The following is an 18,027-nucleotide window of genomic DNA, read 5'->3' as shown; positions in this document are numbered from 1 at the left end:
TTACTTTAATTGGTATAACAAACAGATGAAAAAAAGCTCGCTAATGCGAGCTTCTTTATCATTCAAATTTGTTTGGTATTACGATTTAGCCGCCGCTTTCGCTTGTTCAGCACGCTTACGGCGAATTTCTTTTGGATCGGCTAACAGTGCTCGATAAATTTCGATACGATCTTTATCTCGAACGGTTGCATCTAACTTAACGTTGCGGCTGTATACGCCAACTTTATTTTTCGCCAAGTCGATTTCTGGATACAACTCTAAAACACCAGACTGCGCAATAATCTCTTCAACGGTCGCGTTCTTATTTACCACTAAGGTAAATACACGCTGCTCATGTGGAAGCGCAAACACAACTTCTACGTGGATCATATCTGATTCAATAGTCATGGCTTAGTAAACCTGTTTCGCTCGTTGAGTAAAAGCACTGACCATATTGCTTGTCAGTTCATTGAAAATCTTGCCAAATGCCATTTCAATCATTCGACTAGAAAATTCAAACTCTAGTTTAAGTTCAACCTTACATGCTTGGTCGTCTAGAGGAGTGAAATACCAGCCCCCCTCCAGCTTCTTAAACGGGCCATCTACCAGCTCCATTAAAATTTCAGCACCATCCGCCATTCGATTCGACGTAGTGAATGTTTTACTGATACCAGCTTTAGAGACATCAACCGAAGCCACCATCGCGGAATCTGAAGATTCGATCACACGAGAACCAGAACATCCTGGCAAAAACTCAGGATAACGAGCAACATCATTGACCAAGCTGAACATCTGGTCGGCACTAAAAGACACTAATGCTGAACGAGTAACCTTTGGCATATAGACTCCTGTTAAAGACAGCGTTACATTAACACAAACTGCAATTTTAATTGTATTGGGCCAGAGCGCAAATAAAAAGGATTCCCCATCTAGGGCGCATTCCGTATAATGAGGCCATTATGGCAAAGAATAAATCAAAATCAAAAGCCGGTAGTAATACTATTGCGCTTAATAAGAAAGCTCGCCACGAATATTTCATCGATGATGAGATAGAAGCGGGGCTTGAGCTACAAGGCTGGGAAGTAAAATCCCTACGTGAAGGCAAAACCAATATCGCAGAAAGCTACGTCTACATCCGAGATGGCGAAGCATTCATCAGTGGTATGACGATCACTCCGCTAACTCAAGCGAGTACTCATATCGTGGCGAACCCAACACGCATCCGTAAACTACTAATGTCGAGAAAAGAACTCGATAACCTTATCGGTCGTATTAACCGTGAAGGCATGACGCTTGTCGCAACCGCACTTTACTGGTCTCGCTCTTGGGCGAAGATTAAAGTTGGCGTAGCGAAAGGTAAAAAGCTGCACGATAAACGTACTGATATGAAAGAAAAAGATTGGGCGAGAGATAAAGCACGAATTATGAAGAGTAATTTGCGTTAATTTTAAGCACTTAAACGCACAGTGCTAGACAGGGTAAGCTTTTCTGGTACTATGCAAATAACACTTGGGGCTGATTTAGGATTCGACAGGAATTTTGAAGTCTGAGGTGCATGCCGTGGGGCGGTTGGCCACGTTAAAAGCCGCAAAAAAATAGTCGCAAACGACGAAAACTACGCACTAGCAGCTTAATAACCTGCTCAGAGCTCTCTTACCCTAGCTTCCGCTCGTAAGACGGGGACCAATAAGAGATCAAACCCAAACTAGCTAGCGCGGCTTCTCCCACCTGAGAGGAAAAGCGCGAATTATAATTCAGGTTAGCCTTTAACTAGCGTGTCGGTTCGCAGGTTGCTGGTGAAATTAAAGATCGACTAAGCATGTAGTACCAATGATGAATGATTTTTGGACGCGGGTTCAACTCCCGCCAGCTCCACCAAACGTTTGGAAAGGGCGGTAAGTCACTGATTTACCGCCCTTTTTGTATCTAAAGCTTCGATATTAGGCTGTTTGTACTACATTTTGGTACTAAAACATGCGCTATTTATCTCTCTCAAAATCTGGTATTTGGCAGTTTCGTTACCAAATACCATCTGAACATCGGCACTTATTTGACGGGCTTCGTGAAGTCAAACGCTCGCTGAAAACATCATGCAAAGATAAAGCTACGCTTTTAGCATTAGAACTAGAGATACAGGTTCGTCGCACAATCATATCCCCGACTGAAACCACAGCATCAAAGCAAGTCAGACCCATTCATAATGAAAAAAAGCGCCCATCAGCGAAACAGAAAAAGCTTAAGGCGTTATGCCCAGAAAAGATGTTAGAGCGCTTTTGCCTTTACAAGGCTCAACATATATCACCAAAAGCCGTTGAAATGCTAAAAGCGAAGTGTCAAACCGTCCTTGATTTGCTTGGGAAATCCAACCTCCCTGAAATTCGCAGACGTGATGCTGAAGATGCAGTGCAGCTATTACGACAATACCCAGTCAATATGAAGAAAAAAAAACAGTTCAAGGGACTGACAGCTAAGCAGGCCGTCAAACTCAATGACAGCCTAAAAATGCCCACACTGAGTGAAGAGTCGGTAAAAGACTACTGCCAAAAGACTTCGGGATTCTTCGAGTGGTGTCATTTAAATGAGTTTACTGACATCAATCCGTTTAAAGCAATTCGGTTTCGCAAGAGGCGTAAAGACAGTGAAGCCAAGAACGCTTATACAAGCAAAGACTTACAAAAAATCTTTAGTACCGAGATTCATGCTAAGCATAAGTTCAAGCACGCCTACTACTACTGGTTGCCACTTCTTGCCAGTTTAACAGGTGCTAGATTGAATGAACTCTGTCAGCTCTATAAGTCAGACATTTGCCAACGAGAAGGGGTTTGGGTCATTCAAATCGATGACCGGCATGAGGGACAAAAAATCAAAAATATGACGAGCCGTCGCGTCATCCCTATTCACCGCCAGTTAATCGAACTTGGCTTTATTAAATACCTACATTCAGTTGAACATGAAAGAGTATTTCCTGAACTAAAAGACTCGCGAGATGGCTTTGGTAGTGCCGCCTCTAAGTGGTACGGACGCTTCAAAACTAAATTGGGATTCGGTAAAGGCCATGATTTTCACTCCTTCCGCCATACTTTTGCTACGCAGCTCAAACGCAAACAGGTTTCTCATGTTGCCGCAGGTGCAATCTTAGGCCACACCTTAAACAACATTACCTACGATCGTTACGGAAAAGAGCTGGATGTTAGTCAGCTTCAAGAGGTAATTAACCTGATTGAACTCCCCCACTTAGCTAAAATTTAAATTGATATAAATGCTTGACTCGTTTTTTAGGCGTGAATTCACGCCCACTTTAAATTATTTTCACACCTAAAAAACAAGCACTCAATAGGGGCAACAAATTAAAACCCATTACAATCAACGACTTAAATAAGAATTGACCATCATCAAACTTATCGAGTAAGGGTTTTTAGCATGACTGATTTTTTGCTATTCGGACGTGAACCTTCCCTTTAGATTAAATGGAAACCAACGGAAGAAATAGGAAATTCCTGTGAACCTATCGACTATTACAAATGGTATACACCATAGCTGTAACCCTATTACAACTCTCGGCCTCGAACGTCCCACTCCAAAAAGCCAAAAACAAATAAAGCCAATGGAGTCTTTTGAGATTCTGTCTGAGTACAAAAAATCTCGTCTCAAAGTAAAAAGTTGTAATCTGAAAAATATTGAACAAGACGACCGCATTCTAACTAAAGTGCTACATTTCTGTGATTTCACAGACCTGAATGAACTCGACCGTGATGGCGCAGAATGTATTAGTCAGGCCTTAGATTTCCTTCCTACGCACTCAGATAAGCGACCAGAGCTAAAGGGGTCAACTGGATTTGAGCTAGTAGCCTTAAACTACTCATTAGAACAACCTTATAAATGTATCTCCGCATTAACAAAGAAAGGTTACATACACAAGTTTTCTACTTTTTTAAACTGGGCCAAAAATCATAACTACATTCATGAAAATGTATTCTATAGGCTACCAATTAGTAAAATTCATTCAGAAAAAAAACGCTTTCCTTTCGATAACGAACAGCTTATTGATATTTTTTCTATGAAAGACTATTCCGAGCATAAATACCTCCACCCGTACTATTATTGGGTTCCTCTAATCCAGCGCTATAGTGCATTAAGGCTCAACGAAGTCTGCCAATTTGATGTCACCGATATCAAAAAAGTTGATGGTATTGATTGCTTCCTAGTACAACAAGTGTTCGATGGTCAGCGAGTAAAAACTGAATCATCAATCCGAGTTGTACCTGTTCATGATGAGCTAAAAAAGAAAGGTTTCTTGTCTTTCGTTGAATCGAAGAAAAGTGGCCGTCTATTCCCCGAGTTACCTTTAATTAAAGGTTATTACTCGAACAACGCTTCTAAATGGTTTGCTCGCCGTCGTAAAAAACTAGGATTAGGCAAAGGCTTTGATGCCCATTCATTCCGCCATACTTTTATCAACGAGTTGAAGCAAAAAGAAGTTTCTAAAGAAATCATTGAATGTATCGTCGGTCACTCACATGAATCTGAATCATTCGACACCTATAGCTACCAATATAACCCTAAGATCCTAGCACCAATTATCAATATGATCGATACATCACATACCGCTTCTGTACTCCCTTATGCGCAGAAGAAAATCGTCGCTTAACTCTTAATTTAAATACACTTTGATCCTATCTCCAATAATCGGGGAGGAATCACTGTTGCCTAATATAAAGGAAAACATTACATGTACACATACAGCACCAACGGAAATATTCGCACTAAATTCCCACTAGAGCGCGCTTACGGAGACCGGAATGGTAACTATCTATCTTTCATCATCTCCGTGGAATATCAGCAGGCTGGTGGTGACTGGGTTGATGCTGGGATACGCTGGGTGATCAATTGTGAAGATAAAGTCTTTGTGATGGAGAACGGCTTCAAAGATTTCCCACACCGCGTATCTTGATATCGAATTTTAATTGTTTGGCAGATGTCAAAGCATCTGCCAAAACTTGCTAGCAACGTTCGTAAACAATATTAATTGACGTTGTGATCTTTGACCCTTTTCTCTTTTTCTTATCAAAGTCAACCACTTCAAAGGTTCTATCCCCCCTCCATTTAGCGTAATTATCTACCTCCTTAATAGCCTTATTAAATACATCTCGGCGAAACGTATTTATATCAACGTACTTGTCATTATGTAAGCGCACAATTACACCTGCCTCATCTAACTGCTCTTTCTTTTTATCTCTCTCACGGTGACAACGATACGCTTTTAGCAATAAGTCTTGTAAATCATCAAAGATAAGAGCTTCATCTTTGGTCAAACTGCTATAGCCTTTTTTATTAGCAAGACTGTACCAGTCTAAACTCTTTGCGTATTTTTCGAGTTCAGACAATTTAAAGTACCAAGGGTTTTCAGACTCATCAGAAGAGCCGGAGTTTTTTTTCACTTCAGTAAAGACGATATCAATGCTGCTATTGATACCAAAAAATGAACGCCAGCGAGGGACTGAAAAGTTCACACGACCTCGATCTTCGAGTTCATGCTGCATACCAAGTCGGCTATAAAGTAGATCATAGAGTCGTAAGCCAGCCAGTGATTTAAAGCTACTTAATCGGTCGAGAAACATTGTGTTATAACTAGATGTAGCAAACAGGAGGGGCAAAAACTTTACGTTAAATGTAATAGTGACTAGCGGTTTAGAATCGTCGATCTCAACCTTTTCGATAGGGTGACCAATAAAGGCACCAATAGGTAAAAAAGCTAGGTCATACTCTTCAGGCTGGCTAAAAATAGAAAGATGCCTTGTTGCATCACCTTCATGTTGACCAATATTCTGCTCAACATGAACCTTTTCCCTGAACTTAGCCCAATCCGAGATTGTAACTTCCTTCTCTGTTGACATATGAATTTGCTCAGCTTGTCGTAAAGCATCTGCATACTTATCTTTATTGTAAGTTTTTCTTCCCTTCGAACTTTTACGACTAACTGTACAAAATTGACTCATATCTTCAAACGAAAGCGTAACCTTTCTTTCTTCTTCTTTCGAAAACGCAGATGCAACTAAATCAGGAATTTTGTCATTGGTTGCTCGGTCATGCTCATTCCAAAGATCGGAATTAAACTGATTAACATGGAAAAGTTGCTGCCATCCACAAATAGCACACAGCAAAGACTTGTATGACAATATATTGATGTTTTGAGGAGATATATGTGTGAACGTTGCTTGAGAAAAAGAGTTATTGACAACGTACCATGGCTTTTCTTTCAGTGAGACTAAGTGCTCAATCGTTGGGGTATTTGACATAATTTAAGGTGTTATAGTTTTCTTTAATAATAACACAATGTCGTAATACTCTCACCTATATTGTCGCAATTCTCTCATGTGAAAATTTCAAAATGTCGTAATATCATCACACACAAAACAACCTTTTACTTATAACACCTTGATTATTAAAATATTTCAGGCTAACCACAAGGCCACGTAAAATAAATTAATATTTAGAATAATCTATTTATTATATAAGGCAATGTTGGCACATTCCCCTCCCCCAGAGTTGCTTGCTCTAAATTGAAAGAATAGTCCGAAAAAATCATGTAGATACCACCTAACTTACAAGGTGTTTCAAAGACAAAAACCTAGATTTTGGGTAAGATGACAGCAACTAACGTCATAACCTAACCCATAGGCACATCATGGTTCGTGAACACCAACAAGAATTACAAAAACAGCTCTGGAACATCGCTAACACTTTGCGCGGCAATATGTCAGCCGACGATTTCCGTGACTACATTCTAGGGCTTATCTTCTACAAGTACCTATCAGATAAGCTGAACCGCTACTGTGATGAACTACTTACTGAAGATGGTATCAAGTTCGTAGAATCTGATAATGAGTTGATTAAAGAATTGCATGATGAGTGTGTCGAGAACCTTGGCTATTTCATTGCCCCTAAACAGCTATTCTCAAGCCTTGCTAAGCGTGGCGAGAAGTCTGAGTTCATTCTTGATGAGCTAAGCCGTGTCCTTAATGACATTGAGCAATCCACAACAGCGGCTGATTCGGCGGATGATTTTAACGGGTTGTTTGAAGAACTCGACCTTAACTCAAGCAAGCTAGGTAAGAACCCAGACGCACGTAACAAACTTATTTGCCAAGTGCTGATTCACCTAGAGAACATCGATTTCCAAATCGACAACACCGAGATAGACCTACTGGGTGATGCCTATGAATACCTGATTGGGCAATTTGCTTCAGGTGCAGGTAAAAAAGCAGGTGAGTTCTATACCCCTCAACAAGTCTCTAAAATCCTTGCTAAGTTAGTGAGTTTAGATGACAACGTAAAATCCGTTTACGACCCAACTTGTGGTTCAGGTTCATTGCTATTGCGTGTAGCAAAAGAAGTGAGTAGCACCAACCTAGAGTTCTGTGGACAAGAGCAAAACCCAAGCACCTTTAACCTTGCTCGTATGAACATGCTAATGCATGGCGTGCGTTACGATAAGTTCGATATTAAGAACGACGACACTCTAGAACACCCAATGCACCTAGATAAGCGTTTTGATGCTGTAGTTGCTAACCCTCCGTTCTCTGCTAACTGGAGTGCAAGTGATCTACACCTAAACGATGAACGCTTTGCTGACTTCGGTAAGCTTGCCCCTAAAACTAAAGCTGATTTTGCCTTTGTACTGCACATGGTTCACCAGTTAAACGAAACAGGCACATTAGCGGTCGTCGTCCCTCATGGCATCCTTTTCCGTGGCGCGGCAGAAGGTCATATTCGTAAACACCTTATCGAAAACAAAAACTATCTTGATGCCGTCATTGGCTTACCTGCTGGCATCTTCTTCGGCACGAGTATTCCGACCTGTATCCTTGTATTCAAGAAGACTCGCCAACACGCAGATAACGTGTTGTTCATTGATGGTTCTAACCACTTCGAAAAAGGCAAAGCGCAAAACCACCTGCGTGAAGAAGATGTCACTCGCATTGTTGAAGCTTACAGCAAGCGTGAATCGGTTGATAAGTACAGCCATGTTGCCAAGCTTTCTGAAATTGAAGAGAACGACTACAACCTCAACATTCCTCGTTATGTGGATACCTTTGAAGAGGAAGAGGCTGTAAACCTTGATGCGGTAGCGACAGACCTAACCGAGCTTAAAACTAAGATGCACTCTGTAGATGCGGATATCGCTGATTTCTGTTCTCAGCTTAATATCAAAGCGCCATTCTAAGGGAGGTATTTTATGACTGAACAAATGAATGTACCGAAGCTGAGGTTTTGTGAATTTGATACTGAGTGGTCGAAACAACCTCTCGGAAAAAAAATGACAATATTTAGAGGGGCTAGTCCTAGACCAAAAGGTGATCCTCGTTACTATGGTGGTAAAATTCCACGTTTGATGATTCAAGATGCAACGAGAGATGGTAAATATACAACGCCATGTATCGACTTTTTGACGGATGAAGGGGCTAAAAAGAGTCGATTTCTTAAAGCGGGTAGCGTTGTTTTAAGTTGTTCAGGAACTAGAGTTGCTATACCTACTATTTTAGCCGTTGATGCTTGCGTACACGATGGTTGGTTAGCTTTTAAAAACTATAAAGATCTTGAGTCAGATTTCTTATATCACTTGTTTGTAAAGCTTCATGAAAGAATGCAAGGCTCAGCAACTACTGGGGGTGTATTCAATAACTTAACCACGGAGATTATGAATAATCTCTTAATGAGCTTCCCTTCAGTTACAGAACAACAAAAAATCGCCTCTTTCTTATCAAAGGTCGATGAGAAGATTGGGCTGCTGTCAGAGAAGAAAGACAAGCTCACCGAGTACAAACGCGGGGTGATGCAACAGTTGCTCAATGGCAAGTGGCAGAAGCAAGATGGACAGCTTACCTTTACGCCACCCACACTACGATTCAAAGCCGATGATGGTAGCGAGTTTCCTGATTGGGAAGAGAAGACGTTGGGTGATGTGGTCTCCAAAGAAAAGTATAGTTTCACAGGTGGCCCGTTTGGTTCTGACTTGAAGAGCGATGATTACACTGATAGCGGTGTACGAATTATTCAACTTCAAAATATTGGCGATGGTCACTTCAATAATAAATATAAAATCTATACATCTGAAAGCAAAGCAGATGCTTTAATCTCATGTAATATTTACCCAAATGACTTGTTGTTGTCGAAAATGGGTGACCCCGTAGCTAGAGCGCTCTTAGTACCAAATACAGAAAGTCGATACGTAATGTGCTCAGATGGTATACGTATTGTTCCAGATGATTCGAAATTCAATCGTTACTTTTTAATGAACTATATCAATAGTCCATTTTTCAGAAACAAAGCGATCTCGGTTAGTACAGGCTCAACTAGGCAGCGAATAGGTCTTACAGACTTACGCCAACTGAAGATCATAGCCCCAACTATAGAAGAACAAACCCAAATAGCTAATTTCCTATCAGCTATCGACCAGAAGATAGACTTAGCCAACTCTGAACTTAACAAAGCCAAAGAGTGGAAGAAAGGCTTGTTACAACAGATGTTCGTTTAATGGAAGGAACTCGTTTTAATGGCCTACGATAAACCTTGGCACTCTTGTGAAAATATGTTGGTTAAGCTTAGTGAACGCGGCTTAACCATTACTGATGAAAACAAAGCCATTGCATATCTATCACGTATTGGCTACTACCGTTTAAGCGGTTACTGGTATGCATTCCGTGAGATGAGCGGTACGTGCTGCCCTGTTGTAAAACCAAACGGCAAAAAAGATGGGGCGTGCCGCATCACCTTAGATCAGTTCGTGACAGGGGCTAAGTTTGAAGATGCGGTTAACCTTTATGTATTTGATAAAAAGTTGCGCCTATTGGCACTCGATGCGTTAGAGCGTATTGAGATCGCCTTTCGTGTGGAAATTGCACACTTACTTGGTAATCGAGACCGATTTGCCTACTTAGACAAAGAACAATTTTTCCCTAAGTTTTCTAAACAAATCAATCCTAAAACTGGCTTGACCGAGCACCATGACTGGTTGACGAAACAAGCAGGGTTAATTAACCGTTCTCGTGAAAAATTTATTGAGCACAACAAGAAAAAACACGGACTACCACTTCCGATCTGGATAGCTTGTGAAGTGTGGGACTTCGGAGCCTTATCCCTTCTCTACTCTGGAATGAAGGAAGAAGATCAAGATGTCATTGCGGCTAAGTTTGGTATGTCAAATGGACGAGTATTAGCTAAATGGTTACGTTCATTAAATTACTTGCGTAATGTTTGCGCTCACCATAGCCGCTTATGGAATCGTAATATTATCGATCAACCAAGCCTACCATCCAGTAATGAGATCCCTTGGGTTTCACACTTTGAAGGTCAAGGGACTGAGCGACTACGAGCAAGGCCATTTATGCTGTTTTGTATTATCAAACATTTGATGGATAGCATTAACCCTAACTCAACGTGGTGGCTGCGGTTAACTGACCTTATGATGAGCGAATTCCCTGATATGAGTCACATCGGATTAGATATAAAAAGTATGGGGGTTGTCGATGAATGGCAAACTCTATTTTTAGAAGAGCAGCACGAATAGCACGCAATAAAAAACCCCTAAGCGGTTCGCATCACAAGTGACGCTAACCGATAGGGGCCGTGTTACGAGTAATACTAGTTAACAAATATCAAATTAGCAATGGTTATTTATTAAGAATCCGTATGAGCACACAATCAGAAGCAAAACTTGAAAATGACTTAATCGCTCAGCTTACCGCAGCGAGTTTTGAAACCGTCAAGATAGAGAACGCCGCTGCACTCAAAGCGAATCTTAAGGTGCAGCTTGAGCGAGCGAATAAGATTACGCTAACTGAGCGTGAATTTGAGAATGTGCTCATTAGCCTTGAAAAAGGCAACATCTTCGACAAATCCAAGCGCCTCAAAGGTAAGGTCGATGTAGTGCATGATGATGGCACTATTAGCTACCTCACTTTGTTAAGTAGCGATGCCTCAAAGAATATTTTCCAAGTGACTAACCAAGTTACTATGCACGGTAAATATGAAAACCGCTACGATGTGACTATTTTAGTAAACGGCTTGCCGTTAGTGCAGATTGAGCTTAAACGCCGTGGCATTGAAATGGCAGAGGCATTCAACCAAATCACACGCTACGACAAGCATACCTTTGGTGCAGAAGGCGGGCTGTTTAACTACATCCAGTTGTTTGTGATCTCCAATGGCGTGAATACGAAATACTTCTCAAACAACCGTGAGTTGTCATTCAAACAGACCTTCCACTGGACGGATGTCGACAACAATAAGATTAATGTGCTGCACCAATTTGCTGATGCTTTCTTGAATAAAGAACATCTGACTAAGATGCTCAGCCGCTATATCGTTCAGAATGAGACAGGCAAGTTCTTAATGGTGCTGCGCCCTTACCAATTCTACGCTGTAGAGGCGATAGTCGAGCAGGTTAAGGCCAGTGATAAGCATGGCTATATCTGGCACACCACAGGCAGTGGTAAAACCCTAACCAGTTTCAAGACTGCTCAAATCTTATCGAGATTAGATAACGTCGATAGAGTGGTGTTTGTCGTCGACCGTAAAGACCTCGACTACCAAACCGCCAAAGAGTTTGATGCTTTCCTAAAAGGCAGTGTCGATAGTACAGGTGACACCAAGAGTTTATTAAACCAATTCCTCGGCTCTCGACCAGTACCCAAACAAAGTGCTAATGATAGTGAGGCGCTACCTCAAGTAGCAGAATACTCACCGATCTACAGCAGTAACATAAATCGCATCAACAAGCTGACAATCACCACGATTCAAAAGCTCAATAACCTGATCACTAAGCCTCGTTTCAAAGGACAAGTCGAACACTTACGCCAAGAGCGCGTGGTTTTCATATTCGATGAGTGTCACCGCAGTCAGTTTGGTGAAACACACCAAAATATTGTCGAGTTCTTTGAGAAAGCGCAGCTCTTTGGCTTTACAGGTACACCTATCTTCGCCGACAACGCCACTGCTAAAAAAGTGGAAGGCAAAGGAGTGCAAAAAAGAACAACTAAAGATCTGTTTGGTGAGCGCTTGCACAGCTATGTGATTGTTGATGCGATTCGAGATGACAACGTATTGCCTTTTGCGATTGAATACTACGGCAAGCTAAAGCACAAACAAACAGGCTTAGATGCGGATGTCTCTAGCATTGATATCGCCGAATTTTTCAGCTCACCTAAGCGTATTAAACAAGTCTGTGAGCACATCATTGGCATTCATAGGTTCAAGACCAAGCACAAGTTCAATGCGATGCTGTGTGTGGCGAGCGTCCCTGATTTAATCACCTACTACGACACCTTTAAGGCTCTCAAGGCAGAAGGTAAGCACAAGCTCAATATCGCCACTATCTTTAGCTATGGCGTCAATGAAGCCGAAGAATTTGAGGGTGAAGTCAATGTTAAGGGCTTAGCGGAAGCTAACGCTAAAGTGCACAGTCGCGACAAGTTAGATTCGTATATTGGGGATTACAACGAGCAATTTGGCACCAGCTATTCGACTCAAGATACCGATAGCTTCTACAACTACTACAAAGATCTCTCTAACCGCACAAAGAATGGTGAAGTAGATATTTTGCTTGTCGTGAATATGTTCCTTACAGGGTTCGATGCGCCAAGCCTGAACACCATCTACGTGGATAAAAACCTCAAATATCATGGATTGGTTCAAGCCTTCTCTCGTACCAATAGATTGAATGGGACGGTGAAATCTCATGGAAACGTGATGTGCTACCGCAACTTAAAACCACAAGCTGATGAAGCGTTCGCACTGTTTTCAAACAAGCAGCCAACAGAATACATCGAAGTGCCAGACCTTGAAGGTTTGACTGAAGACTTCGCCAAAGCGCTTGAAGCGTTAAAAGCGATAGCACCAGATGTTCAAAGTGTTGATGATCTTCCAGATGAAGACATGCAAGCAGGATTCATTAAACAGTTCCGTATTTTAATGCGCCTGAAAAACCAGCTTGAAACCTTCAGTGATTTTGACATTGAAGCGCTAGGTATTTCAGAACAAGAATTTGTGGATTACGCCTCTAAGTATGGTGATTTAGCCAGAGAGTTGAAAGGCAACCCGACGGATAAAGAATCAATCCTCGCTGACATCGACTTTGAGTTAGAGCTGCTTCAACGCGACAACGTGAATGTAGGCTACATACGTCACCTTCTACAAACCATGCTAGAAGAGTCATGTGATGACGCCAAGGATAAGAAGCGTCAGGTTATCGCAAACCTACTCGCTTCTGAGCCAACACTTCACAGTAAGCGTCATCTCATTGAAGGGTTCATTGAGAAAAGCTTACAGGGTTTAGTGCAGGGTGAACAATTCGATGAGTACATCGAAGAACAGAAGCAAAAGGAAATAAGCCAGATAGCCGAAGAAGAAAAGCTCGACACCGATAAGTTTGGCGAGATGGTAACTAATATTGAAAATGGCTTGAATGTGGAGAGCTTGAAGTCAGATGACATCGCTCAGCTAACTACTGAAAAGATGACCTTTAGAACTCGAAGAACTATTTTGCCAAGGATTACAGAAAGGCTGAAAGCATTCGCCGAGACGTTTATTCAAGGGTTTCATTAACCCCCTTCCCTCTCAAAAACTGGGGCAACCCTGCCCCAGCATTTAAACCAATTCGAATCATCAACCTTGATACGGCGGAAGCCCTCGAACGATTTCCTTGGCGACAATAGTAACAATCGCTTTCGCCTTCCTTTGCTTTTCAGCCATAAATCTATTGCAGTTTGAATAGGTCAGAGGCACAACATGTTCGCCCTCAACTACATCTTCTAACGATGTTGCATCTACGCAGTATTCCGTAATTTTAAGCACCCACTGATATCGACGAGATCTTTCTTTAACATCTTGTTTAGTCAGATATTCAGCTTCAATACACAGACGAATCACTAGCTTTTCTATTGTGGTTTCTCGGCACTCTTGAAGCTTTTCTTCTTGTTTTTGAGCAAGCCTTGTAGCGGATGTAACGGGGGTTTCTTTCATAATAGGTTTTCTTAAAGGGTAATGAACTTTCGTTAGACCCTCAAGTTGACGTGCAGAACTCAATAAAAAGGACTCTTTTTTCAAAAACTTAATCTATTGAATTAAATGAAAAAACCTTACAAACCCAACATTAAACAATTGATTTTGCAAGTAAAATTTGCTTGCGAGTAGTTTTTTGGGTTATTTAATTCAACAAGACGTGGCATAGTAAAAAAATCAAAACCAAATGAGATATCTACGATGAATAAGTTAGAAGTGATACTGGCATGCGTAAACATACCGATTTATATGGACGTTGAAGAGAACGACAATGGCGAGTACGAAGCGTGGTATTACGATGTAGCTGAAACATTTAGCACCAAAGAGCAACTAGATAAGATCGTTGATGAGGCAAAAACTTCTTTTGATAATATGCTCAATGCTTTATTAGAAAAACACGGTCTTAGTGCTCACCCTAGCACCAATGACTCTTGGGATATATTGCAAAATTTAACCGATATTAGCGGTCAAGTATGTCAAATTTGCATTGGCACTGTTTCGCACTTTGGTGATATTCACCGCCTTACTGAAGAACTAAGAGAGCAAATCCAGAGTTCCCAATAAGACTTACTTTTATATAAATGGGCGATAATCCATATCGATCCCTTATTGTCAAATACCTGCTAATTGAAATAGAAAACATGACCCCATTAGAACACTACATAAACACTACGGTTTTTCCTCCTTATTTTCTAATTGAAGTCTGTGAAGAAGGCTACCAAGCATCATACTCTTATGATGTAAAATTCATCCAGACAATAGAGCAACTTGAAATGTTTCTTCAGGTTGCTGCTGATGCTTTTGCTGACCTGCTAAATGGGCTGTGTAAGGAGTATGACTTAACTGTAATTGAAGTATATGGCGGCAGTTGGAAAATTCTGGAAAATATAAGAGATAAAGAGACTCAACAACCACAGGTTTGTATTGCTAAAGTGTCCCATTTTGAAGAAATAGAAATGCTAGCCAATGATCTTCTGTTAGATTCATTTTTTCCTAATGATGACAACTACCTTGAAAAACACCGCTAGCTTTAAAAAGGGTAGTTAAGAAGGGTCTCCCTTCTTGCCAGTGGACAACGAAAGCGAAGCCGTTGTCCTATCTGGAACCACCTATGAATATGTATGGTTACAGTCCAGTAGTTTGTACAAGTTAAGGCAAAAGTCTAAAATTTAAATAAACATCCAACATGCTAAAAAACTGGACTGTAATAACCCAACCCGTTCGCTTTGCTACTGATGGCGTCATGATCCGCGAACGCTACCTGCAAAGCCTAACGCACGCCAACCACAAACATACCGAACATATCGTATCCATACTTGGTTGCGCTAAAACATCGAACAGAATTGCGCTTGCTGGCGAAGAGTTTCGACTAAATCAACAGACCTATAACCGCCGAGGCGGTCGCCCGCTTTCGAGCTACGCGGTCGAATACTGCCTTACTCTACCCAAAGGATACCGCCCTACTACTCAACAATGGCAATCCGTTATTAAAGATTGCAGCTTAGCGTTGGCGAAGCTCTGCAAACTGAATAAATCTGAGTTCGCTCAATACAGACAACAAATTCGAGCCGTACTGCATCAACAAGCTCAGGCGGGCATCAAAGGCAGTGGCGACCATGTGCACCTCATCATTGGCAAGGTTGCTGGTGGCAGAATACTGACAGAGTTACAAAAAAAGCAAGCGACAAGACTAATAAAGCAAGCATTCAATCAATCAGTGCTTAAGCATGTTGGCATCGATCATCGCACCTATGATCCTATCGAAAAAGAAAAAGGTCGCAGACTCTCAACATGGCAATACCAGCACCAAAAAGCTACCGAAGCTTTAGAAATAGAAAAGCTACTAAAGAAGATGCAAACACAGTTCGATAAGTGGTTAAAAGCAAAAGAAGCGCGTGACGATAGACAATTGAAGCGACAGAAAAATAGGTTACTGAAAACATATGAGGAACTGAAAGCCAAAAGCACCTCACCCGCACAAATAGAAAATATAAATAAAATTAAAAACGAGATTATTTAACGATATGCCTTATTACAACGGAAAGTGGCACCGCTACTCGGAATCAGAACGACGTGACTATGGTCGCCAACAGCGTGAACACCTTAGCCAAATCTGGCACAAAACATGGATTTCAAAAACTGGATTAAAGCAGTGCCACAACTGGACTGACTCTATGATAAAAAACTTCCTTGAAGGAAAAGAACAAGATGCAGGGAAAATTAAAGCTTATAAACGCACTCTTATAGCAAGAGTCGAGAAAACCAAAAAATTTCAAGTGGCAATGGCTGAGCGTGTTGCTCGACAGAAGAAAAAGAAGGTGTAAATGTAAAGTTCAAACTTCGGTTCAACTCCCAAACAGGGAGCTGAATCCAGTTAACTGAGTGTAAGTTAGAGGAACCGACTAGAGCGCAGCTAATCTATGACTATCAACTGACTGTAGAGGAAGAACTCTCCAACATGCTTAATTCAGAGGCTATTTTTGAGCTGTTAGATAAGAACATACAGGTATCAGCTAAGAAAACACATCCCAAGCTAAGATGACAAAGTGTGAGTGGCTTTAGAAAGGAGGCTGCTGTGACCTTTCGGTCGACAATAGCCTTCCCTAATTAGCGTTGTTACTTAAACAAAATAGTTGTTTATAACTATGGTTCAATATTCAACGAATCAAATGGTTGGCCAGCGGGATTTTGCTTACTGTACATAGTGCGTAAAACTCGCTCTGCATTTTTATCAAACGCAGGGCCGTTTCCGAACCCGTCAAAGTGATTACCCATTCCCAGAGCATGCGCAAGCTCATGTAAACTCACGTCATTACTCGCGATTGTCGTACAACCCGGATCAGCAGGGGATTCACTATCAATACTTATCCATGCATACCCCCCATTCCACTTGGTTTTATCTATACCATAATCGTTGCCTACAGCATAAGAAGCAAGGCTGTTACTGTATGGCGCGTTTGAAACTGTCCCCGCACTACAGCTTCCTAATACTGTTCCTTGGCTCCAAATGAATCCCCAATCTGTAGGCATATCTGAGTAGTCGATCTCAAAAAATGGATCATCTCTTTCTATTTCAAGTGAGACAATTCCTTTTCTATCAAATATTTGATACCCAATGATCTCTTCAGCTTTGTTTAAGGCGTACTCAAAGCGAGGGTCTTTTGCGTCTAAATAATAAACAGGTATAAGCTCACCAGTATCTCTAAACCTAGTTAGAGCAGGGTATTCTGGTGATGCACTGCCATCAGCAAAACAAAACTTGGAGCTGCAAAATTCGCTATAATCATCTGAAATAAGATAACCCCAAGAGCCATATACGTTTCTAGTACAAGGATAGCCTTCTGCTAGGTTAGTGCACTCAACAAGTGCTGAGATTTCTGATTCTGAAAGTGTTTTTTCCTTATCATCGTCGTCGCAGCCAGAAATGACTATACAGCTTAATAATAAGAGGATGTACTTTTTCATTTTTTACCTTTCAATGTATGTTGCGGACACCTAATAATTTGATACCAACTATTAGGATTAAACATTGGGTGTATATTAATTTATAGTTACACACTGACACAAAAATTAATTTGTAAATATTTGTTTATAAAGAATAAATTAGCTTGAGGTAGATCAACTAACAAAATTGAAAACACGCCGCGAGTTCAACTCACAAGCAAAGCTGAACTGACATCCTTATTTAAGAAAATAGGCTTCCTTCTTGATACTTGCTTCATATGGTACTAAGATGAGGTACTAAAGGGTTATTCTCAAAAACCACAAACACCCTAACCTATTGAAGTCATTGTTTTTTAAGGCAGTTGAAGGCGACTCCCGCCAGCTCCACCAAACGTTTGGAAAGGGCCAACTCGAAAGAGTTGGCCCTTTTTGTTTTGCTGGAATTTAGGTTTCACTTAACAAAACAAAAATAAAATATGAAACCGTTAAAGGCAGATATCCCACTAATAAAATGCCACCACAGGGTTGGTGCGTGAGGGTAAAACC

General features: G+C 41.1%; 17 protein-coding genes and 1 other RNA gene. 13 read left to right on the top strand and 5 right to left on the bottom strand.

Annotated features, from left to right (window positions below; translation table 11 throughout):
- Positions 1-78: 78 nt before the first annotated feature.
- Together AB4329_RS02005 and AB4329_RS02000 are read right to left on the bottom strand one after the other, a co-directional pair.
- On the bottom strand, positions 79-387 hold the full coding sequence (locus AB4329_RS02005; RefSeq protein WP_016796754.1) for an RnfH family protein: 309 nt from the start codon (positions 385-387) through the stop codon (positions 79-81).
- Positions 388-390: 3 nt separating this feature from the next.
- Positions 391-819, bottom strand: a complete 429-nt coding sequence (locus AB4329_RS02000; protein ID WP_010438915.1) for an SRPBCC family protein — start codon at positions 817-819, stop codon at positions 391-393.
- A gap of 119 nt (positions 820-938) precedes the next feature.
- Between AB4329_RS02000 and smpB the strand changes: the two genes are divergently transcribed.
- The 5 genes from smpB (at position 939) to AB4329_RS01975 (ending at position 4,930) form a co-directional block, all read left to right on the top strand.
- On the top strand, positions 939-1,424 hold the full coding sequence (gene smpB, locus AB4329_RS01995; RefSeq protein ID WP_004735156.1) for an SsrA-binding protein SmpB: 486 nt from the start codon (positions 939-941) through the stop codon (positions 1,422-1,424).
- A gap of 66 nt (positions 1,425-1,490) precedes the next feature.
- Positions 1,491-1,857, top strand: a transfer-messenger RNA (tmRNA) gene (gene ssrA / locus AB4329_RS01990).
- A gap of 96 nt (positions 1,858-1,953) precedes the next feature.
- Positions 1,954-3,228 (top strand): tyrosine-type recombinase/integrase, encoded by a 1,275-nt coding sequence (locus AB4329_RS01985; RefSeq protein WP_372137612.1) that lies wholly within the window; start codon positions 1,954-1,956, stop codon positions 3,226-3,228.
- 250 nt (positions 3,229-3,478) lie between these two features.
- Complete coding sequence (locus AB4329_RS01980) at positions 3,479-4,627, top strand: site-specific integrase (RefSeq protein ID WP_136982756.1); 1,149 nt, start codon at positions 3,479-3,481, stop codon at positions 4,625-4,627.
- Between the two features lie 81 nt (positions 4,628-4,708).
- Entirely contained in the window at positions 4,709-4,930 is a 222-nt protein-coding gene (locus tag AB4329_RS01975; RefSeq protein ID WP_136982755.1) for a hypothetical protein, read from the top strand.
- A gap of 49 nt (positions 4,931-4,979) precedes the next feature.
- On the opposite strand, the gene AB4329_RS01970 is transcribed toward AB4329_RS01975, so the two are convergent.
- The gene (locus AB4329_RS01970; RefSeq protein ID WP_136982754.1) at positions 4,980-6,275 is read right to left on the bottom strand and encodes a RepB family plasmid replication initiator protein; all 1,296 of its coding nucleotides are present in this window, start codon (positions 6,273-6,275) and stop codon (positions 4,980-4,982) included.
- A gap of 389 nt (positions 6,276-6,664) precedes the next feature.
- Between AB4329_RS01970 and AB4329_RS01965 the strand changes: the two genes are divergently transcribed.
- The 4 genes from AB4329_RS01965 to AB4329_RS01950 all read left to right on the top strand — a co-directional run bounded on the left by AB4329_RS01965 (position 6,665) and on the right by AB4329_RS01950 (position 13,581).
- A complete protein-coding gene (locus AB4329_RS01965) occupies positions 6,665-8,203 on the top strand; it encodes a type I restriction-modification system subunit M (protein ID WP_136982753.1) in 1,539 nt (512 codons plus the stop codon).
- Between the two features lie 12 nt (positions 8,204-8,215).
- A complete protein-coding gene (locus AB4329_RS01960; protein WP_136982752.1) occupies positions 8,216-9,514 on the top strand; it encodes a restriction endonuclease subunit S in 1,299 nt (432 codons plus the stop codon).
- Positions 9,515-9,532: 18 nt separating this feature from the next.
- Positions 9,533-10,546 carry an Abi family protein gene (locus tag AB4329_RS01955; RefSeq protein WP_136982751.1) on the top strand — a complete coding sequence of 338 codons (1,014 nt, stop codon included), beginning with the start codon at positions 9,533-9,535 and terminating at the stop codon, positions 10,544-10,546.
- Positions 10,547-10,668: 122 nt separating this feature from the next.
- Positions 10,669-13,581: a type I restriction endonuclease subunit R gene (locus AB4329_RS01950; RefSeq protein ID WP_136982750.1), complete on the top strand. Its 2,913-nt coding sequence runs from the start codon at positions 10,669-10,671 to the stop codon at positions 13,579-13,581.
- Positions 13,582-13,641: 60 nt separating this feature from the next.
- On the opposite strand, the gene AB4329_RS01945 is transcribed toward AB4329_RS01950, so the two are convergent.
- Positions 13,642-13,998 (bottom strand): hypothetical protein, encoded by a 357-nt coding sequence (locus AB4329_RS01945; RefSeq protein WP_102569730.1) that lies wholly within the window; start codon positions 13,996-13,998, stop codon positions 13,642-13,644.
- Between the two features lie 240 nt (positions 13,999-14,238).
- Here AB4329_RS01945 and AB4329_RS01940 point away from each other — a divergent pair, with 240 nt between their 5' ends.
- From AB4329_RS01940 to AB4329_RS01925, 4 genes are all read left to right on the top strand, one after another.
- Positions 14,239-14,601 carry a hypothetical protein gene (locus AB4329_RS01940; RefSeq protein WP_136982749.1) on the top strand — a complete coding sequence of 121 codons (363 nt, stop codon included), beginning with the start codon at positions 14,239-14,241 and terminating at the stop codon, positions 14,599-14,601.
- A gap of 77 nt (positions 14,602-14,678) precedes the next feature.
- A complete protein-coding gene (locus tag AB4329_RS01935; protein WP_136982748.1) occupies positions 14,679-15,065 on the top strand; it encodes a hypothetical protein in 387 nt (128 codons plus the stop codon).
- Positions 15,066-15,223: 158 nt separating this feature from the next.
- On the top strand, positions 15,224-16,057 hold the full coding sequence (locus AB4329_RS01930; RefSeq protein WP_136982747.1) for a hypothetical protein: 834 nt from the start codon (positions 15,224-15,226) through the stop codon (positions 16,055-16,057).
- 4 nt (positions 16,058-16,061) lie between these two features.
- The gene (locus tag AB4329_RS01925) at positions 16,062-16,361 is read left to right on the top strand and encodes a hypothetical protein (protein WP_065583807.1); all 300 of its coding nucleotides are present in this window, start codon (positions 16,062-16,064) and stop codon (positions 16,359-16,361) included.
- 319 nt (positions 16,362-16,680) lie between these two features.
- Here AB4329_RS01925 and AB4329_RS01920 read toward each other — a convergent pair whose 3' ends face one another.
- On the bottom strand, positions 16,681-17,502 hold the full coding sequence (locus tag AB4329_RS01920; protein ID WP_136982746.1) for a hypothetical protein: 822 nt from the start codon (positions 17,500-17,502) through the stop codon (positions 16,681-16,683).
- Positions 17,503-18,027 lie beyond the last annotated feature (525 nt).

Origin of the sequence: Vibrio sp. 10N.261.54.A5, assembly GCF_041471145.1 — a bacterium.
Lineage (GTDB): Bacteria > Pseudomonadota > Gammaproteobacteria > Enterobacterales > Vibrionaceae > Vibrio > Vibrio crassostreae_C.
This window is presented reverse-complemented; position numbering and strand designations above follow the sequence as displayed.

Bases quoted from the DNA above. Each gene is read 5' to 3' on its own strand.
- AB4329_RS02005 (WP_016796754.1), bottom strand. From the start codon at position 387: ATGACTATTGAATCAGATATGATCCACGTAGAAGTTGTGTTTGCGCTT.
- AB4329_RS02000 (WP_010438915.1), bottom strand. From the start codon at position 819: ATGCCAAAGGTTACTCGTTCAGCATTAGTGTCTTTTAGTGCCGACCAG.
- smpB (WP_004735156.1), top strand. From the start codon at position 939: ATGGCAAAGAATAAATCAAAATCAAAAGCCGGTAGTAATACTATTGCG.
- AB4329_RS01985 (WP_372137612.1), top strand. From the start codon at position 1,954: ATGCGCTATTTATCTCTCTCAAAATCTGGTATTTGGCAGTTTCGTTAC.
- AB4329_RS01975 (WP_136982755.1), top strand. From the start codon at position 4,709: ATGTACACATACAGCACCAACGGAAATATTCGCACTAAATTCCCACTA.
- AB4329_RS01970 (WP_136982754.1), bottom strand. From the start codon at position 6,275: ATGTCAAATACCCCAACGATTGAGCACTTAGTCTCACTGAAAGAAAAG.
- AB4329_RS01965 (WP_136982753.1), top strand. From the start codon at position 6,665: ATGGTTCGTGAACACCAACAAGAATTACAAAAACAGCTCTGGAACATC.
- AB4329_RS01960 (WP_136982752.1), top strand. From the start codon at position 8,216: ATGACTGAACAAATGAATGTACCGAAGCTGAGGTTTTGTGAATTTGAT.
- AB4329_RS01955 (WP_136982751.1), top strand. From the start codon at position 9,533: ATGGCCTACGATAAACCTTGGCACTCTTGTGAAAATATGTTGGTTAAG.
- AB4329_RS01950 (WP_136982750.1), top strand. From the start codon at position 10,669: ATGAGCACACAATCAGAAGCAAAACTTGAAAATGACTTAATCGCTCAG.
- AB4329_RS01945 (WP_102569730.1), bottom strand. From the start codon at position 13,998: ATGAAAGAAACCCCCGTTACATCCGCTACAAGGCTTGCTCAAAAACAA.
- AB4329_RS01940 (WP_136982749.1), top strand. From the start codon at position 14,239: ATGAATAAGTTAGAAGTGATACTGGCATGCGTAAACATACCGATTTAT.
- AB4329_RS01935 (WP_136982748.1), top strand. From the start codon at position 14,679: ATGACCCCATTAGAACACTACATAAACACTACGGTTTTTCCTCCTTAT.
- AB4329_RS01930 (WP_136982747.1), top strand. From the start codon at position 15,224: ATGCTAAAAAACTGGACTGTAATAACCCAACCCGTTCGCTTTGCTACT.
- AB4329_RS01925 (WP_065583807.1), top strand. From the start codon at position 16,062: ATGCCTTATTACAACGGAAAGTGGCACCGCTACTCGGAATCAGAACGA.
- AB4329_RS01920 (WP_136982746.1), bottom strand. From the start codon at position 17,502: ATGAAAAAGTACATCCTCTTATTATTAAGCTGTATAGTCATTTCTGGC.